The sequence below is a fragment of the Xanthomonas graminis pv. graminis genome (assembly GCF_030168915.1).
In the GTDB taxonomy this organism is placed as follows: Bacteria; Pseudomonadota; Gammaproteobacteria; order Xanthomonadales; family Xanthomonadaceae; genus Xanthomonas_A; species Xanthomonas_A translucens.
The window spans coordinates 1,630,775-1,649,458 of record NZ_CP076255.1; the positions used below are offsets into that span (position 1 = coordinate 1,630,775).

Here is an 18,684-nt window from a genome sequence, read left to right on the forward strand (position 1 = left end):
GGCGGATCTCCTGGAAACGGGGTCATTGCCGCGGCGGCAACGGAAAGAAGGCGCTGGTGCTGCGCTGGTAGTCGGCGTAGTCCTGGCCGCGCGAGCGCAGCGCCTGTTGTTCGGTGTAGGGAATGCCAGTGACGCGGTACAGGAACGCGAACATCAGCAGCGGCCCCAGTGCGGCCACGCCGACCCACAGCGCGCCGCTGCCCACGGCGAGGAACACGTAGGCGAACCAATGCACGAATTCGAAGAAGTAGTTCGGATGCCGCGAGTAGCGCCACAGGCCGCGGCGGCAGGTCTTGCCCTTGTTGCCCGGATCGGCGCGGAACGCGGCCAGCTGGCGGTCGGCCAGGCTTTCGCCGCCCACCGCCAGCAGCCAGGTCGCCAGCGCCAGCGTGGTCCACACGCTCCACTGCGGCAGCGGATTGTGCGCGGCGATCGACAGCGGCAGCGCGAACAGCACCACCACCAGCGCCTGGCCGAGGAAGAACAGCAGGAAGCGGCGCTGGTCGCCGTGCCAGTGTTCGCGCAGCGCGCGGTAGCGGCCGTCCTCATGCGCATCGCCGAACACGCGCACGCCAAGGTGCCAGGCCAGGCGCGCGCCCCACAGCCCGCCCATCGCCGCTGTCAGCACGCGCGGCAACGCGGCGCCGTCGGCGCGCCAGGCGCAGTACAGCGCAGCCAGCGCCATGCATGCCGCCCACAGCACATCGACCACGCCGGCGTTGCGGCTGCGCCGCTGCCAGGCCCAGCCGGCCAGCATCGCCAGCGCGGTGAACGCGCCCACATGCAACAGCGGCCAGGCGTTCATGACGCAGCTCCGGCGATGCGGCGTATGGGCTGCGCGGTCGTGGACAGGCGCCGCGTCGCCACGCTCAGCACGGCCAGCGCCACGGCCCAGGCCAGCGCCAGCGCGAGCACCGCGTGCAGCAGCGGCGCGCCCAGCGTCACCGCTTGCCAGCCGCGCGCGGCCAGCACATAGCCGAGCGGGCCGAACACCGCGCCGAACAGCGCCGCGCGCCACGGGCGCTGCATGACCCAGGCCAGCGAATGGTTGAAGGTCAGTGCGAAGCCGGCCCACAGCGCCAGGATCCACAACGGCGCCCACGGCGCCGGCGGCAGCGCTGCGGCGTAGCGCACCCAACCGCCCGCGGCCAGCGCGGTATCGACGCCGGCGCCGAGCAGCAACGCCAGCGCCATCAGCGCCGCATCGCCGCGCGCGCGGCGGCGCGGCTGCAACTGGTACAGCGCGAACAGCGCCAACGCCGCCGGACCGGCCCAGGCCAGCCCGTGCCCGGCGCCCATCACCGCCGCCAGCCACAGCAGTTGCAACGCGACGTAGTTGGCGAGGTTGCTCATGCGTCGTGCGCCAACGCCGGCGCGAACTGCGCCGGGCGCGCGCCCGGCTTGCTCAGCCACAGGTGCACGTCGCCGATCGAGCGTTCCAGGAAGCCGCCTTCGCAATAGGCCAGGTAGAACTCCCACATGCGGATGAAACGCTCGTCGTAGCCCAGCGCGCGCACCTGCGGCAAGTTGGCCATGAAACGCTGGCGCCAGGCGCGCAGGGTCAGCGCATAGCTGGGGCCGATGTCTTCCAGGTTGAACAGGCGCAGGTCGCTGGCCCGCGCGATCGCGCCGGTCATCGCCGCCACCGAGGGAATGAAGCTGCCGGGGAAGATGTGGCGCTTGATGAAGTCCACCGATTTCAGCGCCTGCGCGTAGCGGTGGTCCTCGATGGTGATGGCCTGGATCAGCGCCTGGCCATCGTCCTTGAGCAGGCTGCCGACCTTGCCGAAATAGGTGTCCAGGTACTGGTGGCCGATCGCCTCGATCATCTCGATCGAGACCAGCCGGTCGTAGCGGCCGTCGAGGTCGCGGTAGTCGCGCAGCAGCACCTCGACGCGCTCGGACAAGCCGGCCGCGTCCACGCGCTGGCGCGCCAGGTCGTATTGCTCGCGCGAGATGGTCACGGTGGTGACGCGGCAAGCATGATGCTTGGCCGCATGCAGCGCGAAACCGCCCCAGCCGCTGCCGATCTCGACCACGTGGTGGTGCGGCTGCAGGTCAAGCTTGGCGCAGATGCGCTGCAGCTTGCGTTCGGCGGCGCGCTCCAGCGCGGCATCGCCGAGCGTGGCGTCTTCGTCGCGGAAGATCGCCGAGGAATACATCAGGTTGCGGTCCAGGAACAGTTCGAACAGCGGGTTGCCCAGGTCGTAGTGCGCGGCGATGTTGCGGCGGCTGCCTGCGCGGGTGTTGCGCGCCAGCGCGTGCAGGCCGCGCATCGCCATGCCGCCGAGGCGCGCCAGGCCGGTCTCCATCGCGTCCAGGCGCTCGCGGTTGCGCACCAGCAGGCGCACCAGCGTGACCAGGTCGTCGCATTCCCACAACCCGTCCATGTACGCCTCGCCGACGCCGACGCTGCCGTTCAGCGCGGCCTGGCGGTAGAAGCGCGGATCGTGGATGCGCAGGTGCGCGTGCAGTGCGCCATCGGCCTGGGTGGCGCTGCCCAAGGTGGCGCTCCCTAACGTGGTGATCGCGCCGGCTTCCTCGATGCGCAGCTGGCCGTCGCGCAAGCCGTCGAGGGTGACCAGCAGGCGCCGCCGCAGCACCCGGTCGAGGCCGCGCAGCGGCGCCGCGGCCGGGGTCAGCGCGACGGAAGCGGAGGAGGGCGCGTGCGGAGCGTTCATCGGCGTTCTCGCGGAAGGGAATGGTCGGGGTGGTCGTGCACCGGATTGCCGCGCAGCCACAGGCGCAACGCCTGCCAGTGGATCTTGGCCACGACCTGCACGGTCATCGCCGGATAGCGCAGCAGCGCGCGCGCCAGGCTGGCGCCGCAGATCTCGCGCCGCTGCAGCACCAGGGTGGCGTCGAAGCGCCTGGCTGCCGGTTGCGGGTCGAGCACGTCCATGTGCACGCGCAACTGCGCGCCGGGCTCGCTGCAGCGCCATGCGTATTCGTGCGCCATCGCCATGAACGGGGAGACGTGGAAGCGCTTGTCGAAACGCCAGGCGTGCACGCTGCCGTGGCTGCGCGCGGCGGCCACCGGCAGCACGTAGGCGTGGCGCTGCTTCCACGGCGTGTTGGTGATCTCGGCGACGATGCTGTGCAGGCGCTGCTGCGCGTCGTGGCAGTAGTAGAACGTGACCGGGTTGAAGCAGTGGCCGAAGTAGCGCAGGTGGGTCAGCATGCGTACCGGGCCGAGCGGGCGTTCGCCGCAGTGCTGCTGCACGCGGTCGCGCACCGCTTCGTCCAGCGCTTGCGCCGGATCGCCCAGGTAGTCGGTGCGGCGGAATTCGGCCAGGTTGCGGCGGCCGACCGACCAGAACCAGCGCCGCGCGAACACCTGCTCGAGTTCGGCCAGATCCAGGTACATCAGAAAGATCGGATAGCGGAACGCCAGCGCCTTGGGCGCGTAGCGGCGGTGCCGGACCCAACCGCCGTACAGCGCGCTGTGCAGTCCCGGCGTGGTCGTGCCCGCCGCCGCCGGCGTTGTCGAGACGGCGCCAGCCGGCGGGGCGGACACGGTAGCGCTGCGCAGCAGGTTCACGGCCAGGGTACCCCGAGCCCGGCGGCGACGTCGACCGCGCTGCGCAGGCCGTCTTCGTGGAAGCCGAAGCCCCAGCCGGCGCCGGCGAACCAGGTGCCGCGCTGGCCCTGGATCTCGCCCTTGCGCGCCTGCGCCGCCACCGACGCATGGGTCTGCAACGGATGCCGGTAGCGCATGCGCCGCAGCACCTTGGCCGGATCGATGTCGTCGCTGCGGTTGAGGCTGACGATGAACGGCTGCGGCGAGGCGATCGATTGCAGCGCGTTCATCCAGTAGCTGACCGTGCACGGCGCGTCCGGATCGGCCGGCACGTGCGCGTTCCAGGCCGCCCAGGCGCGGCGATTGCGCGGCAGCACGCGGGCATCGGTGTGCAGCACGGTGTCGTTGTTCTGGTAGGCGATCGCGCCGAGGATCTCGCGCTCGGCGGCGCTGGCGTCGTTGAGCAGGCGCAGCGCGTCGTCGGCGTGGCAGGCCAGCACCACATGATCGTAGTGCTGGGCATCGGCGTCGCTGTCGGCATCGGTCAGCACCGATACGCCCTGCGACAGCCGCTGCACCGAACGCACCGGCGTGCCGATGCGCTCGTGTACGCGCCAGCGGCTGCGCAGCGCGTGCACATAACTGCTGGAGCCGCCCGCGACCACCTGCCACTGCGGCCGGCCGCTGACCTGCAGCATGTGGTGGTTGGCCATGAAGCCGATCAGCTGGCGCATCGGAAATTGCAGGATCTGCTGCGACGGCGAGGACCACAACGCCGACGCCATCGGCACCAGATGCGCGTCGCGGAAGACCTGCGAATAGCGGTGCCGCTGCAGGAACTCGCCCAGCGTCAGCTGCGCCTGCGCGTCGTCGGCCAGCACCTGCGGCGCCTGCCGGTAGAAGCGGCGCAGATCGCACAGCATGCGCCAGAAGCGCGGGCTGGCCACATTGCCGGGCTGGCAGAACAGCCCGCCGAGGCTGCCGGCGTTGTATTCCAGCCCGCTGCGCGCCTCGTGCACCGAAAAGCTCATCGTGGTCGGCTGCGCGGCCACACCGAGCTGCGCGAACAGTTTGCTCAGCAGCGGATAATGCTGCGGGTTGAACACGATGAAGCCGCTGTCCACCGCGTACGCCACGCCGCCCAGTTCGAGCGCATGGGTATGGGTGTGCCCGCCGAGGTAGTTGGCGGCCTCGTACAGGGTGACATCGTGCCGTTGCGACAGCAGCCATGCCGAGCCCAGCCCGGCGATGCCCGAGCCCACCACCGCGATGCGGCTCATCGTGCGCGCGCCTGCGCCCGCACCAGCCCCGCCGGCACCGGCCGCAGCTGGCGGATCAGGCCGGTCCACGACAGCGCCTTCAGGCCATACCAGGTCAGGTCGATTTCCCACCAGCGGAAGCCTTGCCGCGCCGCGCCCGGAAAGAAGTGGTGGTTGTTGTGCCAGCCCTCGCCGAAGGTCAGCAGCGCCAGCCAGGCATTGTTGCGGCTATCGTCGCGGGTGTCGAAACGGCGGCTGCCGAAGCGGTGCGCCAGCGAGTTGATGGTGAAGGTGGCATGGAACAGGGCCACGGTGGAGACGAAGAAGCCCCACACCAGCAACTGCGGCCCGTCGGTGCCGAGTTGCGGATAGTGGCGTTGCAGCCAGCCGCCGAGCAGGAACAGCGCCAGCGCCAGCAGCACCGGCAGCAGCAGATCGAAGCGGTCGAGGAAGCGCAGTTCCGGGAAGCGGCGCAGATCCGGGATCGCCTCCCAGTCGGTGCGGAAGCCGCGCGGGGTCAGGAACCAGCCGCTATGGCTCCACCAGAAACCATGCTGGCGCGGCGAATGCGGATCGGCCGGGGTATCGGTGTGGCGATGGTGGTTGCGGTGGTGCGCGGCCCACCACAGCGGGCCGCGTTGTACGCAGGTCGCGCCGAGCGCGGCGAACAGGAACTGCACCACGCGCGACGTCTTGAATGCGCGGTGTGCGAAGTAGCGGTGGTAGAAACCGGTGAGCGCGAACATCCGCACCGCGTACATCGCCACCGCCATGCCCACCGCGAACCACGACGCGCCGACCCAGAACACGCCCAGGCAGGCCAGGTGCAGTCCGAAATAGGGCGCGGCGCGCAGCCAGTCGATGCGATCGGCGCGGGCCTCCTCCAGTTCGATCTCCGCGCTGGTGTCGAACCAGCGCCGCAGCGTGCGCGCCACGCGGCCGCGCTGCGGTGCGAGTGCTGCGGCGGGGGTGCGGGGATGGTCCGGAACGGGGCTCGGCACAAGCGCATCTCGTGGGGGATTCGGATAGCGATACGGACAAAGCCGGAAGACGGATGCACTCGCGCCGCGGCGTCGCTGCGCGGCGTTGCAGGCACGGCATGAAGGGCCGTGGCAGCGCATCGCGGTCGCCGCCGGAGGCAGCGTTCACGCAGGTCGGAATCGTCGGAGGATCGGCTACACGGCGCATGTGCGACGGCTGCGGCGATGCTGCCTACGCGCGAGTGGTGGCCGGGTGAATGTGCGGGTGCGCGTTGCCGCATGTGCCGCACGCGCAGCGCGAGAAACCTCAACCCCTGCCACCGGGAGCGGGGTTGAGGTGAGGGGCCGGCGTCAAGCGTCTCGCGGTCCGAAAGGAGACGGGATGCAGTGCGCCCTGTGGGAAGTTGTCTACGGCGCCAGACGCAGCGTGCTGATGCCGCCCTTGGCCACGACCGGGCCGGTGGCGACCCCGCCGGGCGCACCGCCGGGCGGTTCCATCGTCACCGCCAGCAACGCGCCGTCGCTGAGAAGCGGCATCAGCGCGTCGGGAATGCGCGCTGCGCGCGCCTGCGCGTCGTCGAACACGCCCATCGAGCGTGCCTTGCCGTCTGCAGGAATCAGCCACAGCTCTGGCACGCGCGCGGCGTCGTGGCTACCGGCCAGCGGGGTCAGGGTGATGCGCTGCTTGTCGGCGTCCATCAGCACCACGTAGCCGGGTTTGCCGTCGTCCTGCATCAGCGTCGAGGTCATCGCGATGCCGCTGTCCGCTGGCGCGGTGGCGACCGGCGGCGTGGGCGTTTGCGGCCGCAGCGACGGGCGCGCCACCATCAAGGCGAGCATGCAGGCCGCGGCGGTGGCGAAACCGCCGGCGCTCAGCCAGCGCCAGGTGCGTACGCTTTCCCAGAAGCCAGGCGCCGCCGTCGGCGCGCGCGGTGCCGGCGCATCCAGGCCCAGCGACGCGCGGATGCGCACCCACACGCGCTCGGGGACCGCGACCGGCGCGATTTCGTCGGCCAACGGCATCAGGTGCTGCTGCCATTGCGTCACCGCCGCGGCGAACGCGGCATCGCTGTCGATGCGCTGTTCGGCGGCGCGGCGCTCGGGCGCGTCGAGCACGCCGACCACGTATTCGCCGGCCAGCACGTCGCGCGGCGGCGGGGTTTCCTGCGGATCGGGCACGGATGCGTTCATCGTTCCAGGCACGCCTTCAGCTTGGCCAGGCCGCGCCGGATCCAGCTCTTGACCGTACCCAGCGGCGTTCCGCTGCGCTGCGCCAGTTCCTCGTAGGTAATGCCTTCGAAGAACGCGGTGCGGATCAGCTCGCCGCGCGGCGGCTCAAGTTCGCCCATGCACACGTCCAGGCGCCGCCCGGCCACGCGCCATTCGGTCTCGGCCAGCGGATCGCGGCCGTCGTCGTGCAGTTCGCCGGCGTCGTCCAGCGCCACCGATTGCCGCGCCGGCGCACGCGCACGCAGATGATCGATGGCCTTGTTGCGGGCGATCATGGTCAGCCAGGTCAGGCCGCGCGCGCGCTGCGGATCGAACTGCGCGGCCTTGCGCCAGACCGAGGTGAACACCTCCTGCAGCACGTCTTCGGCTTCGCCGCGCTGCGGCACGATGCGCAGGCAGACGCCGAACAGGCGCGGCGCGGTGCTGCGGTACAGGCGTTCGAACGCGGCGCTGTCGCCGGCCGCGGTGGCGACCAGCAACTGTCCTGCTTCGTCGTGATCGGGCGTCTCGGTCATGCCGGGGAGCGGTGGCGAAGGTGGCAGCGATGCTACAGGCTTTCGCCGCGCGCGTCGCTCAACGGCGCTGCCCGCGCCACAGGGCGAGCGCGGCGAGCAGTAGCAGGATTTCGAAACCGGCCAGGCCGGTGGTGGTCGGTCCGACCGGCCACAGCCACAGCAGGCTGGCGCTGCGGTAGAGCACGATCGGCACGTAGAAGGCCAGCGCCAGCAGCAGCCCGGTGCGGATCTGCCCGCTGCGCGCGAAATAGCCGAACAGGAATGCCATCCCCAGTTGCAGGCCGCCATAGATGACCAAGTACTCGGACTGGCCGGAGCGGTCCAGGCCGATATAGCCGACCGCCGCGGCGGTCTGCGCCGGCAGCAGCGTGCACCAGATCGCCAGGACCGCGTACAGCGCGGCGTTGAACCACAGGTAAGCCTTGGCCATGGATGTTCCTTGTCGTGGGAGGGGCGATGCCGCTGCATGTTTGTAGCGTCCGCGCCGGAGGCCGGCGTGAATGCGCGCTCGGCGCGGGTCAGCGCGCGGCGCATTGCGCGACCAGCGGTTGCTGCACCGCCTGGTTCCAGGCGTCGTCGTCGGCCTGGCCGCGCAGGCGCTCGGGGAATTCGATGCGCACCTGCGTATAGCGGCCGCGCGCGTCGCGGACATTGCCGATGCCGCGGAACTCGAGCAGGCGGCGATCGCCGCGCGTATAGGCCACGGCGATGTTGGGCAGCACGCCGCCGTACCAGGCGTCCACCGACAGCGTATAGCGCTGGACGCCGGCGTCCGCCGCCGCGGGCTTGATCTGGAAATCCAGCGTGCGCAACGTACTGGGCAGCACGAAGGCCACGCGCTGCGGCGTGCCCTGGCCCAACGCGTCCCAGTGCAGGCGCAGATAGGCGTCGAACCCGGCATCGATCACCTGCGGCGCCGCCGTCGCCGGCAACGGCGCGCTGCGCTCGGGCTGGCCGTCGCGCTGGCTGAACATGACCCGGCCTTTGCCGGCATGGCGCACGCCTTCGCGGTAGCCGCTGCGCGCATCGACCAGTTCGAAATCCGGAGCGATGCTGCCGTCGGCGATGCGCTTGCGCGCGAACGCGCTGCCGTCGGCGCAGCGGTACAGCACCAGCCGCGCGCCGTCGTCGCGCAGCCAGTGGCTCTCGCGGTACAGCAGTTGCTGGCCGTCCGGCGCATAAGCCAGGCCGTCGTAGTGCAGCATGGCCTGCGCCGGGGCGGCCGCGCCGAGCACGGCGATGCATAGGCTGGCCGCCAGCGGCAGGCGCGCGCGGGCGAGCGGGGCAGGGGCGATCGGCGTGGGCATGCGCAGCGTTTCCGCAGGAGGGTGACAGCTAGCGATACGCGGCTGGCGCCGATCCGGATGCGCCTTGGTGCGTGGCATCCCTCCCCGAGCCGCTCGCGCCACTGCCGTGCATGCGGGTTCACGGCAGCGTGCACGCGCAGGCGTGGCGCTACGGTCTGACCGCCAGCCGGCACCGTGCGGCGTGACCTGGCCAGCCGTCAGGCGCTGCGCCACGCGGCAGCCGCTGGCGGCCTGACAGACCCGACGCAGCCTACTCGGCAATGGAGGGCATGCCCTGGACCGGACGCAGCGCGATGCAATCCACCGGGCAGGCCGGCACGCACAGCTCGCAGCCGGTGCACAGCGGCGCCAGCACCGTGTGCATGTACTTGGCGCCGCCGACGATGGCATCGACCGGGCAGGCCTGGATGCACTTGGTGCAGCCGATGCAGTCGGCCTCGATCACCAACGCCACCTGCGCCGGCTTGTGCGTGCCGCGGTTGCGGTCGTAGGGCAGCGGCCGCGTGCCGAGCACGTGCGCCAGCGCGCGCGCGCCGGCGTCGCCGCCGGGCGGACAGCGGTCCACCTGCGCCGCGCCGCGCGCCATCGCTGCGGCGTACGGGCGGCAGCCGTCGAAGCCGCACTGGCCGCATTGGGTCTGCGGCAGCAGGCGATCGAGGCGTTCGAGCAGGTTGTCGTGGGCGGGTTTCATGGCGGATTCGGCGCGTCGGATGCGGCGCGCTGCAGGGCGAGGGTCAGGCGACGCGGCGGCCGCCGTACCAGCGCTCGTGGGCCAGCGCCAGCATCGGCCGGTCTTCGCGGCTGTCGCCGTAGGCGTAGACGCGCCGATAGGCGGCCACATCGTAGCGCGCGCGGATCAGACGCGCTTTGTGCGGCCCGCAATCGCCATCGGCATAGCGCCCGGTCAGCTGGCCGTCGCGCGCTTCCAGGCGGTTGCAGATCAGCGCCAGCCCGTGCTGTTCGCACCAGGGCTGCAGGTACAGGTCCAGCGACCCGGACACCAGCACCACGCTATCGCCCTGCGCCTGGTGCCAGGCGATGCGCTGCATCATCTGCGGCCGCAGCAGCGTCGGCAGCACCTCGTGCGCATAGGCCCGGGCCTGCGCGGCGATCTCTCCCGCGGCCCGGCCGGCGAACACGATCCGCGTGACCCGCCTGCGGATCGACTGCGCCGACACCAGGCCCAGCCGATAGCCGGCCAACCACGGCCCCACCGACCACTTCGCCCGCGCCAATTGCTGCGGCGTGGCCACGCGACGCAGGAACCGCGCATAGGTATCGGTGGTGGTGACCGTGTGATCGAAGTCGAAGAGGGCCAAGTGCATGGGAATGGGGAATGGAGAAACGGCAATGGGCATCGCAGTAGCAGGCGTTCTGCGATTCCCGATGCTCCATTCCCGGCCTTCAACGCACCGGCATGCCCGGCTGCGCGCCGCTGTCGGCGTCGAGCAGCGCCAGCGCGCCGCCGTCGAAGCCGGCCGACAGGATCATGCCTTCGCTGAGGCCGAAGCGCATCTTGCGCGGGGCCAGGTTGGCGATGAACACCACGCTGCGGCCGACCAGCTTTTCCGGCTCGGCGTAGCTGCCGCGGATGCCGGAGAAGATCTGCCGCTTGCCCAGCTCGCCGGCGTCCAGTTCGAAGCGCAGCAGCTTGTCCGAGCCCTCGACGCATTCGCAGACCAGCACCTTGCCGATGCGCAGGTCGAGCTTGGCGAAGTCGTCGATGCCGATGGTGGCGGGACCGGGGACCGGGGACCCGGGACCGGCAGCAGCAGGAGCGGAGGGCGCGGGTTTCGCTGCAGGCATCGGCGCGGTCGGGGCGGGGGCGAGGGTGTCCTTGGAGGCGTCGGTCATGGCGTCGATCAGTTTGGGGTCGATTCGGGTGAACAGCGGCGCGTAGGGCTGGATGACGTGCGCCAGCAGCGGCGCGTCGAGGTCGTCCCAGGCGGTGAGCGGCGCGGACAGGAAGGCTTCGGCTTCGGCGCTGGTGCGCGGCAGCACCGGCTTCAGCGCGCCGGCCAGCACCCGGAACAGGTTCAGGCCTTGCGTGCAGACCGCCTGCAGTTGCGCGTCGGCGCCGTCCTGCTTTGCGATCACCCACGGCTTGTGCGCGTCGATGTACTTGTTGGCCTCGTCGGCCAGGGCCATGGTCTGGCGGATCGCGCTGGCCGCGTCGTTGCGCTCGTAGGCCTCGCGGATCGGCGCCAGCGCGGCGACGAAGCGCGCGTACTGCGCCGGGTCCGGCAGCGCGTCGGCCAGCTTGCCGCCGAAGCGCTTGTCGATGAAGCCGGCGCAGCGGCTGGCCAGGTTGACGAACTTGCCGACCAGGTCGGCGTTGACCCGCGTCACGAAGTCGCCCAGGTTCAGATCGAGATCGTCGACCCCGCCGGACGACTTGGCGGCGAAGTAGTAGCGCAGCGCTTCCGGTTCCAGGCCCACGTCCAGGTAGGTGCGCGCCATCACGAAGGTGCCGCGCGACTTGGACATCTTGGCGCCGTCCACCATCAGGTAGCCGTTGACGTGCAGCCGGGTCGGCGCGCGGTGGCCGGTGCCGTGCAGCACCGCCGGCCAGAACAGGCCGTGGAAGTTGACGATGTCCTTGCCGATGAAATGGTGCAGTTCGGTGGCGGTGCCGGCGGCCAGGTGCGGTTCGAACGCTTCGCCCAGGCGCGCGCACAGGTTCTGGAAGCTGCTCAGGTAGCCGATCGGCGCGTCCAGCCACACGTAGAAATACTTGCCCGGCTGGCCGGGAATCTCGAAGCCGAAGTACGGCGCGTCGCGCGAGATGTCCCAGGCGCGCAGCCCGCCCTCGCTGTCCAGCCACTCCATCAGCTTGGCCTTGACCCCGGGCAGGGCCACGTCGCCGGCCAGCCACTGCCGCAGGAAGCCGTCGAAGCGGCCGACTTCGAAGAAGAAGTGCTCCGAGTCGCGCAGTTCCGGCGTGCTGCCGGAGATCACCGACTTCGGCTCCTTCAGCTCGGTCGGCGCGTAGGTGGCGCCGCAGACCTCGCAGTTGTCGCCGTACTGGTCGGCGCTGCCGCAGTTGGGGCAGATGCCCTTGATGTAGCGGTCGGGCAGGAACATGCCCTTGGCCGGATCGTAGAACTGCGCCACCGAGCGCCGCGCGATGTGGCCGCCCGCCTCGAGCTTGGCGTAGAACGCCTCGGTCAGCGCGCGGTTGGCGGCCGAGTTGGTCGAGTCGTAATGGTCGAAGGCCACGCCGAACGCGGCGAAGTCGCGCTCGTGGCTGGCCTGGATGTTGGCGATGAAGTTCTCCGGGGTGACCCCGGCCTTCTCCGCGGCGAGCATGATCGGCGTGCCGTGGGTGTCGTCGGCGCAGACGAACCAGGTGCGGTCGCCGCGCAGCCGCCGCGCGCGCACCCAGATGTCGGCCTGGATATAGCCGACCAGATGGCCCAGGTGCAGCGGCCCGTTGGCGTAAGGCAGGGCGGTGGTGACGAGAGCGGTGCGGGTCATGGCGAACGGCGATCCGTGGGGGATCGCGATTATCGCATTAGTCTTGGAGCGGGGACTCGGGACTCGGGACTCGGGACTCGGGATCAAAAAAGGCGCCTTGCGGCGCCTTTTTTGATTTTGGAACTGCGTCGCCAGCGCCTGCTTCAAGCGGCTGTTCCGAGTCCCGAGTCCCGAGTCCCGGGTCCCGGGTCCCGGCCTCATTCCCTGATCCAGATCTGCGTCCGCCCCAGCACCTCGATGCCGATGTAGCCGCGCATCTGCAGCTTCTTGCCGCCGTCGCTGAGGGTGAGCTTGGCCTTGTAGGTCTTGCCCTTGGCCGGGTCCAGCACCGAACCGCCGCTCCACACCGCGGTGCCGTCCGGCTTCAGCCCCCACAGGATGGTCATGCCCTTGATCGGCTTGCCTTTCTGCGCGCCGTCGCACTTGTCGCACAGCGGGTTGGGACCTTTGTTCGATTGCAGGATCTCGATCACCTTGCCGCTCAGCGTGCCGTTGCCGGCCTGCTCGATCTGCACGATGGACTTGGGCTTGCCGGTCTCGTCGTCGATGGTCCGCCAGCGGCCGACCGGCGAGGTGTCGGCGGCCTGCGCGACGAACGCGGCCAGGCTCAGCGGCAGGGCCAGCATCTGGGTCTTGAAGGTGGTGCGCATGTGTCCCCTCCCAGGGTGTGTGCGAAGCGGTCGGCGCGATGCCGACCTGGGACCGACTGTATACCCAGGCGTATGGCGCTGGGAATCGCCGGCTGCAGGCGGTTCAGCGGGTCGCCGGCGCCCTTCAGATCCGACAGTCGACACCGGGTTGCCGCTACGTGGTCGCTGCGCCCCTGGACGTCGCTTGCGTAGAGGGCGACGCAACTCCAGCGCAATAGGAGAACGCAGTCGAATCGACGCGGGCTTGCGTCGCTTACCCGATCTCGTACAGTTCCAGCGGCAGGTCGTCCGGGTCGGCGAAGAAGGTGAAGCGACGCCCGGTGTATTCGTCGATGCGGATCGGTTCGGTGACCACGCCGTGCGCCTGCAGGTGGGCGACGGCGGCGTCCAGGTCGTCCACGCGCAGCGCCAGGTGGCGCAGGCCGCAGGCTTCCGGGCGGCTGGACCGCGGCGGCGGTGCGGGGAAGGAGAACAGTTCGATCTGGGTGCCGTCGGGCAGGGCCAGGTCCAGTTTCCAGGAGTCGCGCGCTTCGCGGTAGACCTCGGCGATCGCGCGCAGGCCGAGGATGCGGCAGTAGAAGTCCTTCGCGCGCGCGTAGTCTGAGGCGATGATCGCCACGTGGTGCACGCCGCGCAGGGTCAGCGGCATCGGCACAGCGCCTGGCCGAACTGCAGGAAGAAAGGGGGGCAAGCCATGCGCGGAGCATAGCGCAGCGTCCGGCTTGCAGTCATGTTGCGCCCGGCATGGCGGCTGTCGGGGATGGCTGCGAGGCGACACGCTGTCCGTGCGTCTGCGTTGTCGCGCGCTGTGGCTGGTGCTGACACAATGGCGGCATCACGTTTGCCCTCCGAGGTCGCGATCATGCCGCACAATCCCTTGACCGCGTTGCTGGCCGACGGCCGTTGCATCGTCCTCGACGGTGCGATGGCCACCGAGCTGGAAGCGCATGGCTGCGACCTCGGCGATGCGCTGTGGTCGGCCAAGGTGCTGATCGAGCAGCCGCAGCTGATCCGCCAAGTGCACCTTGATTATTTCGAAGCCGGTGCGCAATGCGCGATCACCGCAAGCTATCAGGCCACGCCGCTGGGGTTCGCTGCGCGCGGCATCGATCCGGCGCAGTCGCGGCAACTGATCGCACGCAGCGCGCAGCTCGCGCTGCAGGCCCGCGATGCCTATCTGGCCACGCATGCGGATGCCGGCACGTTGCTGGTCGCCGGCTCGGTGGGGCCTTACGGCGCCTATCTGTCCGACGGCTCGGAATACCGCGGCGACTACGCGCTGCCGCAGGCGGCGATGCTGGATTTCCACCGTCCGCGCATCGCCGCGTTGGTCGAAGCGGGCGTGGACCTGCTGGCCTGCGAGACGCAGCCGTCGGCGGCGGAGATCGTCGCGCTGCTGGCGTTGCTGCAGGAATTTCCGCAGAGCACGGCATGGTTTTCGTTCACCCTGCGCGATGCCATGCACCTCAGCGACGGCACGCCGTTGCGCGAGGTGGTGGCGCTGCTCGACGGCCATCCGCAGGTCGTCGCGCTCGGCGTCAACTGCATCGCGCCGGAACTGGGCAGCGCAGCGCTGCAGCATCTGGCCACGCTGACCCGGTTGCCGCTGGTGGTGTATCCGAACTCCGGCGAGCACTACGACGCCGCAGTCAAGCACTGGGATGGCGCCGGCGCCGATGCCTGCGGTCTGGTCGATCGTGTCGATGCCTGGCGCGCTGCCGGCGCACGCCTGATCGGCGGCTGCTGCCGCACCACGCCCCGCGATATCGCGCAGCTGGCGCAGCGGTTGCGTGCGAACGCGTTGCAGGATGCTTGATCCGGCGAGCGCGTCGTCGCTGTGCCGGCGTCGGCTCTGCGGGCGCAATGCAGGCTGGCTCGCAGCGCAGGCAATCCAATGCAGGAGGGGCTTCAGCCCCGACCGCTTCTACCGGTAACGCCCGGTCGGGGCTGAGCCTCTCCTGCAGGCGCTGTGCCGTTGCGTCAGCCCTTCTTGCTCGCCACCCAGCGTTCGATCTTCTCCTGCAGCACGTCCAGCGGCACCGAGCCGTCCTTCAGGATCTCGGCATGGAATTCGCGGATGTCGAACTTGGCGCCGAGTTGGGTGCGGGCGTAGTCGCGCAGCTGCAGGATCTTCATCTCGCCGATCTTGTAGGACAGCGCCTGCCCGGGGATGGCCATGTAGCGCTCGGTTTCCGCTTCGGCATCGGTGCGGTTGGTGGCCGAGTTCTCGAGCATGTAGTCGATCGCCTGCTCGCGGCTCCAGCCCTTGCTGTGCAGGCCGGTGTCCACCACCAGGCGGATCGCGCGCCACAGTTCGTTCTGCAGGTAGCCGAAGTAGTTGTAGGGATCCTGGTACAGGCCCAGTTCCTTGCCCAGCGATTCGGTGTACAGACCCCAGCCTTCGATGTAGGCGGTCTCGCCGCCGAAGCGGCGGAACTTGGGCAGGTTGCTCAGTTCCTGCTGCAGGCCGAGCTGAAAGTGATGGCCGGGGATGGCCTCGTGCAGGTACAGGTCTTCCGCATCCCAGGTCTTGCGGCTGGGCAGGTCGTAGGTGTTGACGTAGAAGATGCCCGGGCGCGTGCCGTCCTCGCTGGGCCGCATGTACGAGCCGCCGGCCGCCGTCTGCGCGCGGTACGGCTCCACCGGGCGGATCTCGAACGCAGCCTTGGGCTTCAGCGCGAACAGGCGCGGCACCGCGGCATTCACCCGCGACTCCAGGCCGCGGTAATAGCTCAGCAGTTCGTCTTCGCTCCTGAAGGTGAAGCGCTTGTCGGTCTGCATGAACTTGAAGAACTTCGGCATCGAGCCGCGGAACTTCACCTGCTTCATCACCCCCTGGATCTGCGCCTGGATGCGTGCCACCTCGTCCAGGCCGATCTGGTGGATCTGCGCCGGGCTCAGCGTGGTGGTGGTGCTCTGGCGCACGTTGTAGGCGTACCAGTCCGCGCCGCCGGGCAGCGCGCCGACGCCGGCGGTGCTGCGCGTGGCCGGCAGGTATTCGGAGGCGATGAAGCCGCGCAGCGCGCGGTAGGCCGGCATGATCCGGTACTCGATCAGGCGCTTGTAGTCGGCGCTGATGCGCTGCTTGTCGGCCGCCGGCAGGTCCGCCGGCAGGTCCGCCGGCAGGTTGCGCACCGGGCCCCAGAACAAGCTTTCCTCGGCGGTGGGCTTGATGATCGCGTCCAGCTGCGGCAGCACCTTTTCCATCAAGGCGCGCGGCTGCACCACGCCGGCCTTCATGCCTTCGCGCATGTTGGCGATGGCCTGGTCGAACAGGGCGGGGATGCCCGACGCGCGCCGCGACCAGTTGTCGTAGTCCTTGGCCGTGTGGAACGGCTGCGCGCCGGTACCCGAACCGAGCATCACCATGATGCTGCCGATGTTGTAGAACTGGTTCACCGGCTGCATCCAGCTCGGGTATTTCTCCGCTTCCAGCGCAGTGCGCGCATCGCTGACGAAGATCTCGTAGCTGAGCAGGTCCTGCCCGCTCAGCCCGTCCTTGCCGATCGCCTCGGCCTTGCCCAGCCACAGCACGGTGAAATCGTGCGACTGCTGGCGGAACGCGGCCGATAGGAAGTTCGGCAGCTGGTCGTTGTAGCGGCTGTCGCCCTGGAACGTGGCCTGCAGCGGATTGAGCTTGAGCGACGCTTCCCAGTAGTCGTCATAGAGGCGGTTGAGTTGCTGCGCCTTGCTCAGCACCACCGGCGCTGGCGCCGGCCGCGCCTGCCTGGCCTTGCTGGCCTTGGCGCGGGTCTGCGCGGTCTGCTGCCTGGCGGTCTTCTTCTTGGCCGCATCCGCCGGTGCGGCCAGCGACAGGCTCAGCACGGTGGCGATGGCGAGCGACAACAGGCGGGGAAAGCTGGGCGGCATTACGGGCTCCAACGACAAGCAAGCACGCGAGCTTGCCCGATCCGCATCGTGGAGGCCACCCACCGTCGTACCGGCGGTCAGCCAAAAGACGGTGAGGCCGATGGCGGCCGCCGCCGCTGCGGCACGCGTGCGGCAGGGCGCGGGCCAGGCCGGGCGGTGCTCTGCGGCACCTGCGCGGGCGCTGCCTCGGCGGCCGCACCGCCGCCGCCGCGATGTCGCTGGCGCGCACAGCGTACGCGCCGACATGCGCAGATCCGGCCGCCGCTGCGCCGGCGCGGCCGCGGCGCGCACTCAGTCGGCCGCGGCTTCCTCGCGCAGCTGCTCGGCGCGTTCGGGGCTCAGGTAGTCGGTGATCAGCCGCCGCATCAGGTACAGCAGCGGGATCAGCAGCACCGCCAGCAGCATCTTGCAGATGTAGTTGAGCGTGCTCACCGCCAGGAACAGCGGGATCGACCAGTGTTGCGGGCCGAGCACGAAGGCGATGTAGATGACCACGAAGCTGTCGATCAGCTGCGACGCGGCGGTGGAGCCAGTGGCGCGCAGCCAGACGTGCTTTTCGCCGGTGACGTTGCGGATGCGGTGGAACACCGCCACGTCGATCAGCTGCCCGGCCAGGAACGCGACCAGCGAGCCGGCGATGGTCCACAGGCCCTGGCCGAACACCGCCGCGAACGCGGCCTGGTAGTCCGGCACGCCCTGCTGTTGCGCCGCGCCGACCCAGAATGCGGCCGGCGCCAGCGCGATCGCGGCGAACGCGAACAGAAAGCCGTAGCCGATCAGCGCCACCGCCAGCCAGGAGATGAAGCGCACCCCGCGGCGGCCGAAGAATTCGTTGATGGTGTCGGTGAGGATGAACACCAGCGGCCACAGCAAGGTGCCGGCGGTGAAGTTCATCGAGCCGGTCTGGCCGAACAGGTTCCAGTTCAGCGGCGCGATGCCCAGGGTGTCTTCCAGCGCGAAGATCTTGACCCCGATGAATTCGGCCAGCGCGGCATTGACGCAGAAGAACGCCGCCAGGCCGATGAACAGGCGAACCGCGCGATCGTCGAGCGTGCCGTTGCGCATGCGCGTCAGCGATCCACGGTGCGGGTGAACGGCACGCTGTCCGGCGCCACCGCGCCGCCGGAGATGATGAAGCTCATCGCCTGATCCACGCTCCAGTCGGTGGGGGTCAGCAGCTCCACCGGCACGATCTCCAGGTAGCCGGAGGTCGGGTTCGGCGTGGTCGGCACGTACACCGCGGCCAGTTCGCGGCCGGTGCCCTGTTCCTTCATCACCCGGGTGACCAGGCCCACCGACTTCATGTCGCGGTGCGGGAAGTCGATCAGCACCACGCGCTGGGTGCTGCCGGGCTGGGTCTGCAGCATGTCCAGCAGCTTGCGCGCGCTGTCGTAGACCACGCTGGCCAGCGGGATGCGGCGCATGACCGCCTCGAACCAGCGCAGCAGGCGCTGCCCGATCACGCGCCGGCTGAGGATGCCGACCAGCAGGATCACCCCCAGGGTGGCGGCCAGGGCGATGGTGTTCTGCACCCACAGCGCGGTGACCCACCACATCTCGTGCGGGAACGAGGCGGCGATGCGCGCCGACAGCGGCACCACCCACGGGCTGCTGATGCCCGACAGCAGCACGAACACGAACTTGACCACGACCCAGGTCAGCCAGATCGGCAGCAGGGTCAGCAGGCCGGTGAAGAACAGCCGTTGCAGGGACGGGCGGGAGTGCGGAGCGGGGGTATCGGGCGACATCCGCCTAGTGTAGCGGCGCGCTGCGCCTGGCGCTGCGGCCGGTGGCCAAGAATGTGCACTCCGTGCAGATGCGATGGGGCAAGCGGTGTGGCAAGGCGCGGTAAATGGCTGGGCATCGTGCGTGCCAC

The 18,684-nt window shown here is 69.8% G+C and carries 19 protein-coding genes; 1 reads left to right on the top strand and 18 read right to left on the bottom strand.

Annotated elements, in window-relative coordinates:
- Window positions 1-22: 22 nt before the first annotated feature.
- The 15 genes from KHF85_RS07075 to gloA2 form a co-directional block, all read right to left on the bottom strand.
- Window positions 23-805, bottom strand: a complete 783-nt coding sequence (locus KHF85_RS07075; protein WP_206711754.1) for a DUF1295 domain-containing protein — start codon at window positions 803-805, stop codon at window positions 23-25.
- Window positions 802-1,353 (bottom strand): DUF2878 domain-containing protein, encoded by a 552-nt coding sequence (locus KHF85_RS07080; protein ID WP_284569032.1) that lies wholly within the window; start codon window positions 1,351-1,353, stop codon window positions 802-804. The genes KHF85_RS07075 and KHF85_RS07080 overlap by 4 nt, the downstream gene beginning before the upstream one ends.
- On the bottom strand, window positions 1,350-2,681 hold the full coding sequence (locus KHF85_RS07085; protein WP_284569033.1) for an SAM-dependent methyltransferase: 1,332 nt from the start codon (window positions 2,679-2,681) through the stop codon (window positions 1,350-1,352). The genes KHF85_RS07080 and KHF85_RS07085 overlap by 4 nt, the downstream gene beginning before the upstream one ends.
- The gene (locus KHF85_RS07090) at window positions 2,678-3,541 is read right to left on the bottom strand and encodes a DUF1365 domain-containing protein (RefSeq protein ID WP_409976667.1); all 864 of its coding nucleotides are present in this window, start codon (window positions 3,539-3,541) and stop codon (window positions 2,678-2,680) included. The genes KHF85_RS07085 and KHF85_RS07090 overlap by 4 nt, the downstream gene beginning before the upstream one ends.
- Window positions 3,538-4,800 carry an NAD(P)/FAD-dependent oxidoreductase gene (locus KHF85_RS07095; protein WP_284569034.1) on the bottom strand — a complete coding sequence of 421 codons (1,263 nt, stop codon included), beginning with the start codon at window positions 4,798-4,800 and terminating at the stop codon, window positions 3,538-3,540. Before KHF85_RS07095 ends, KHF85_RS07090 begins: the two co-directional genes overlap by 4 nt.
- The gene (locus KHF85_RS07100; RefSeq protein WP_284569035.1) at window positions 4,797-5,780 is read right to left on the bottom strand and encodes an acyl-CoA desaturase; all 984 of its coding nucleotides are present in this window, start codon (window positions 5,778-5,780) and stop codon (window positions 4,797-4,799) included. The genes KHF85_RS07095 and KHF85_RS07100 overlap by 4 nt, the downstream gene beginning before the upstream one ends.
- A 387-nt stretch (window positions 5,781-6,167) precedes the next feature.
- Window positions 6,168-6,950, bottom strand: a complete 783-nt coding sequence (locus KHF85_RS07105) for an anti-sigma factor (protein ID WP_284569036.1) — start codon at window positions 6,948-6,950, stop codon at window positions 6,168-6,170.
- Complete coding sequence (locus KHF85_RS07110) at window positions 6,947-7,504, bottom strand: sigma-70 family RNA polymerase sigma factor (RefSeq protein WP_284569037.1); 558 nt, start codon at window positions 7,502-7,504, stop codon at window positions 6,947-6,949. The genes KHF85_RS07105 and KHF85_RS07110 overlap by 4 nt, the downstream gene beginning before the upstream one ends.
- Window positions 7,505-7,562: 58 nt before the next feature.
- The gene (locus KHF85_RS07115) at window positions 7,563-7,934 is read right to left on the bottom strand and encodes a DUF4345 domain-containing protein (RefSeq protein ID WP_284569038.1); all 372 of its coding nucleotides are present in this window, start codon (window positions 7,932-7,934) and stop codon (window positions 7,563-7,565) included.
- Between the two features lie 88 nt (window positions 7,935-8,022).
- Window positions 8,023-8,811, bottom strand: a complete 789-nt coding sequence (locus KHF85_RS07120; RefSeq protein WP_284569039.1) for a hypothetical protein — start codon at window positions 8,809-8,811, stop codon at window positions 8,023-8,025.
- Between the two features lie 250 nt (window positions 8,812-9,061).
- Entirely contained in the window at window positions 9,062-9,502 is a 441-nt protein-coding gene (gene rnfB / locus KHF85_RS07125) for an Rnf electron transport complex subunit RnfB (protein WP_284569040.1), read from the bottom strand.
- Window positions 9,503-9,545: 43 nt separating this feature from the next.
- Window positions 9,546-10,136 (bottom strand): HAD family hydrolase, encoded by a 591-nt coding sequence (locus KHF85_RS07130; RefSeq protein WP_284569041.1) that lies wholly within the window; start codon window positions 10,134-10,136, stop codon window positions 9,546-9,548.
- A gap of 79 nt (window positions 10,137-10,215) precedes the next feature.
- Entirely contained in the window at window positions 10,216-12,288 is a 2,073-nt protein-coding gene (gene metG, locus KHF85_RS07135) for a methionine--tRNA ligase (RefSeq protein WP_284569042.1), read from the bottom strand.
- Between the two features lie 197 nt (window positions 12,289-12,485).
- Window positions 12,486-12,938, bottom strand: coding sequence for a DUF2147 domain-containing protein (locus KHF85_RS07140; RefSeq protein ID WP_284569043.1), 453 nt, complete (start codon window positions 12,936-12,938; stop codon window positions 12,486-12,488).
- A gap of 253 nt (window positions 12,939-13,191) precedes the next feature.
- Window positions 13,192-13,581, bottom strand: a complete 390-nt coding sequence (gene gloA2, locus KHF85_RS07145) for an SMU1112c/YaeR family gloxylase I-like metalloprotein (RefSeq protein ID WP_284569496.1) — start codon at window positions 13,579-13,581, stop codon at window positions 13,192-13,194.
- 219 nt (window positions 13,582-13,800) lie between these two features.
- Between gloA2 and mmuM the strand changes: the two genes are divergently transcribed.
- The gene (mmuM, locus tag KHF85_RS07150) at window positions 13,801-14,754 is read left to right on the top strand and encodes a homocysteine S-methyltransferase (RefSeq protein WP_284569044.1); all 954 of its coding nucleotides are present in this window, start codon (window positions 13,801-13,803) and stop codon (window positions 14,752-14,754) included.
- Between the two features lie 164 nt (window positions 14,755-14,918).
- On the opposite strand, the gene KHF85_RS07155 is transcribed toward mmuM, so the two are convergent.
- From KHF85_RS07155 to KHF85_RS07165, 3 genes are all read right to left on the bottom strand, one after another.
- Entirely contained in the window at window positions 14,919-16,808 is a 1,890-nt protein-coding gene (locus KHF85_RS07155; RefSeq protein ID WP_284569045.1) for a DUF885 domain-containing protein, read from the bottom strand.
- A 291-nt stretch (window positions 16,809-17,099) separates the two neighbouring features.
- Window positions 17,100-17,873: a queuosine precursor transporter gene (locus tag KHF85_RS07160; protein WP_409976668.1), complete on the bottom strand. Its 774-nt coding sequence runs from the start codon at window positions 17,871-17,873 to the stop codon at window positions 17,100-17,102.
- Between the two features lie 5 nt (window positions 17,874-17,878).
- Window positions 17,879-18,556: a DUF502 domain-containing protein gene (locus tag KHF85_RS07165; RefSeq protein WP_284569046.1), complete on the bottom strand. Its 678-nt coding sequence runs from the start codon at window positions 18,554-18,556 to the stop codon at window positions 17,879-17,881.
- Window positions 18,557-18,684: the final 128 nt, after the last annotated feature.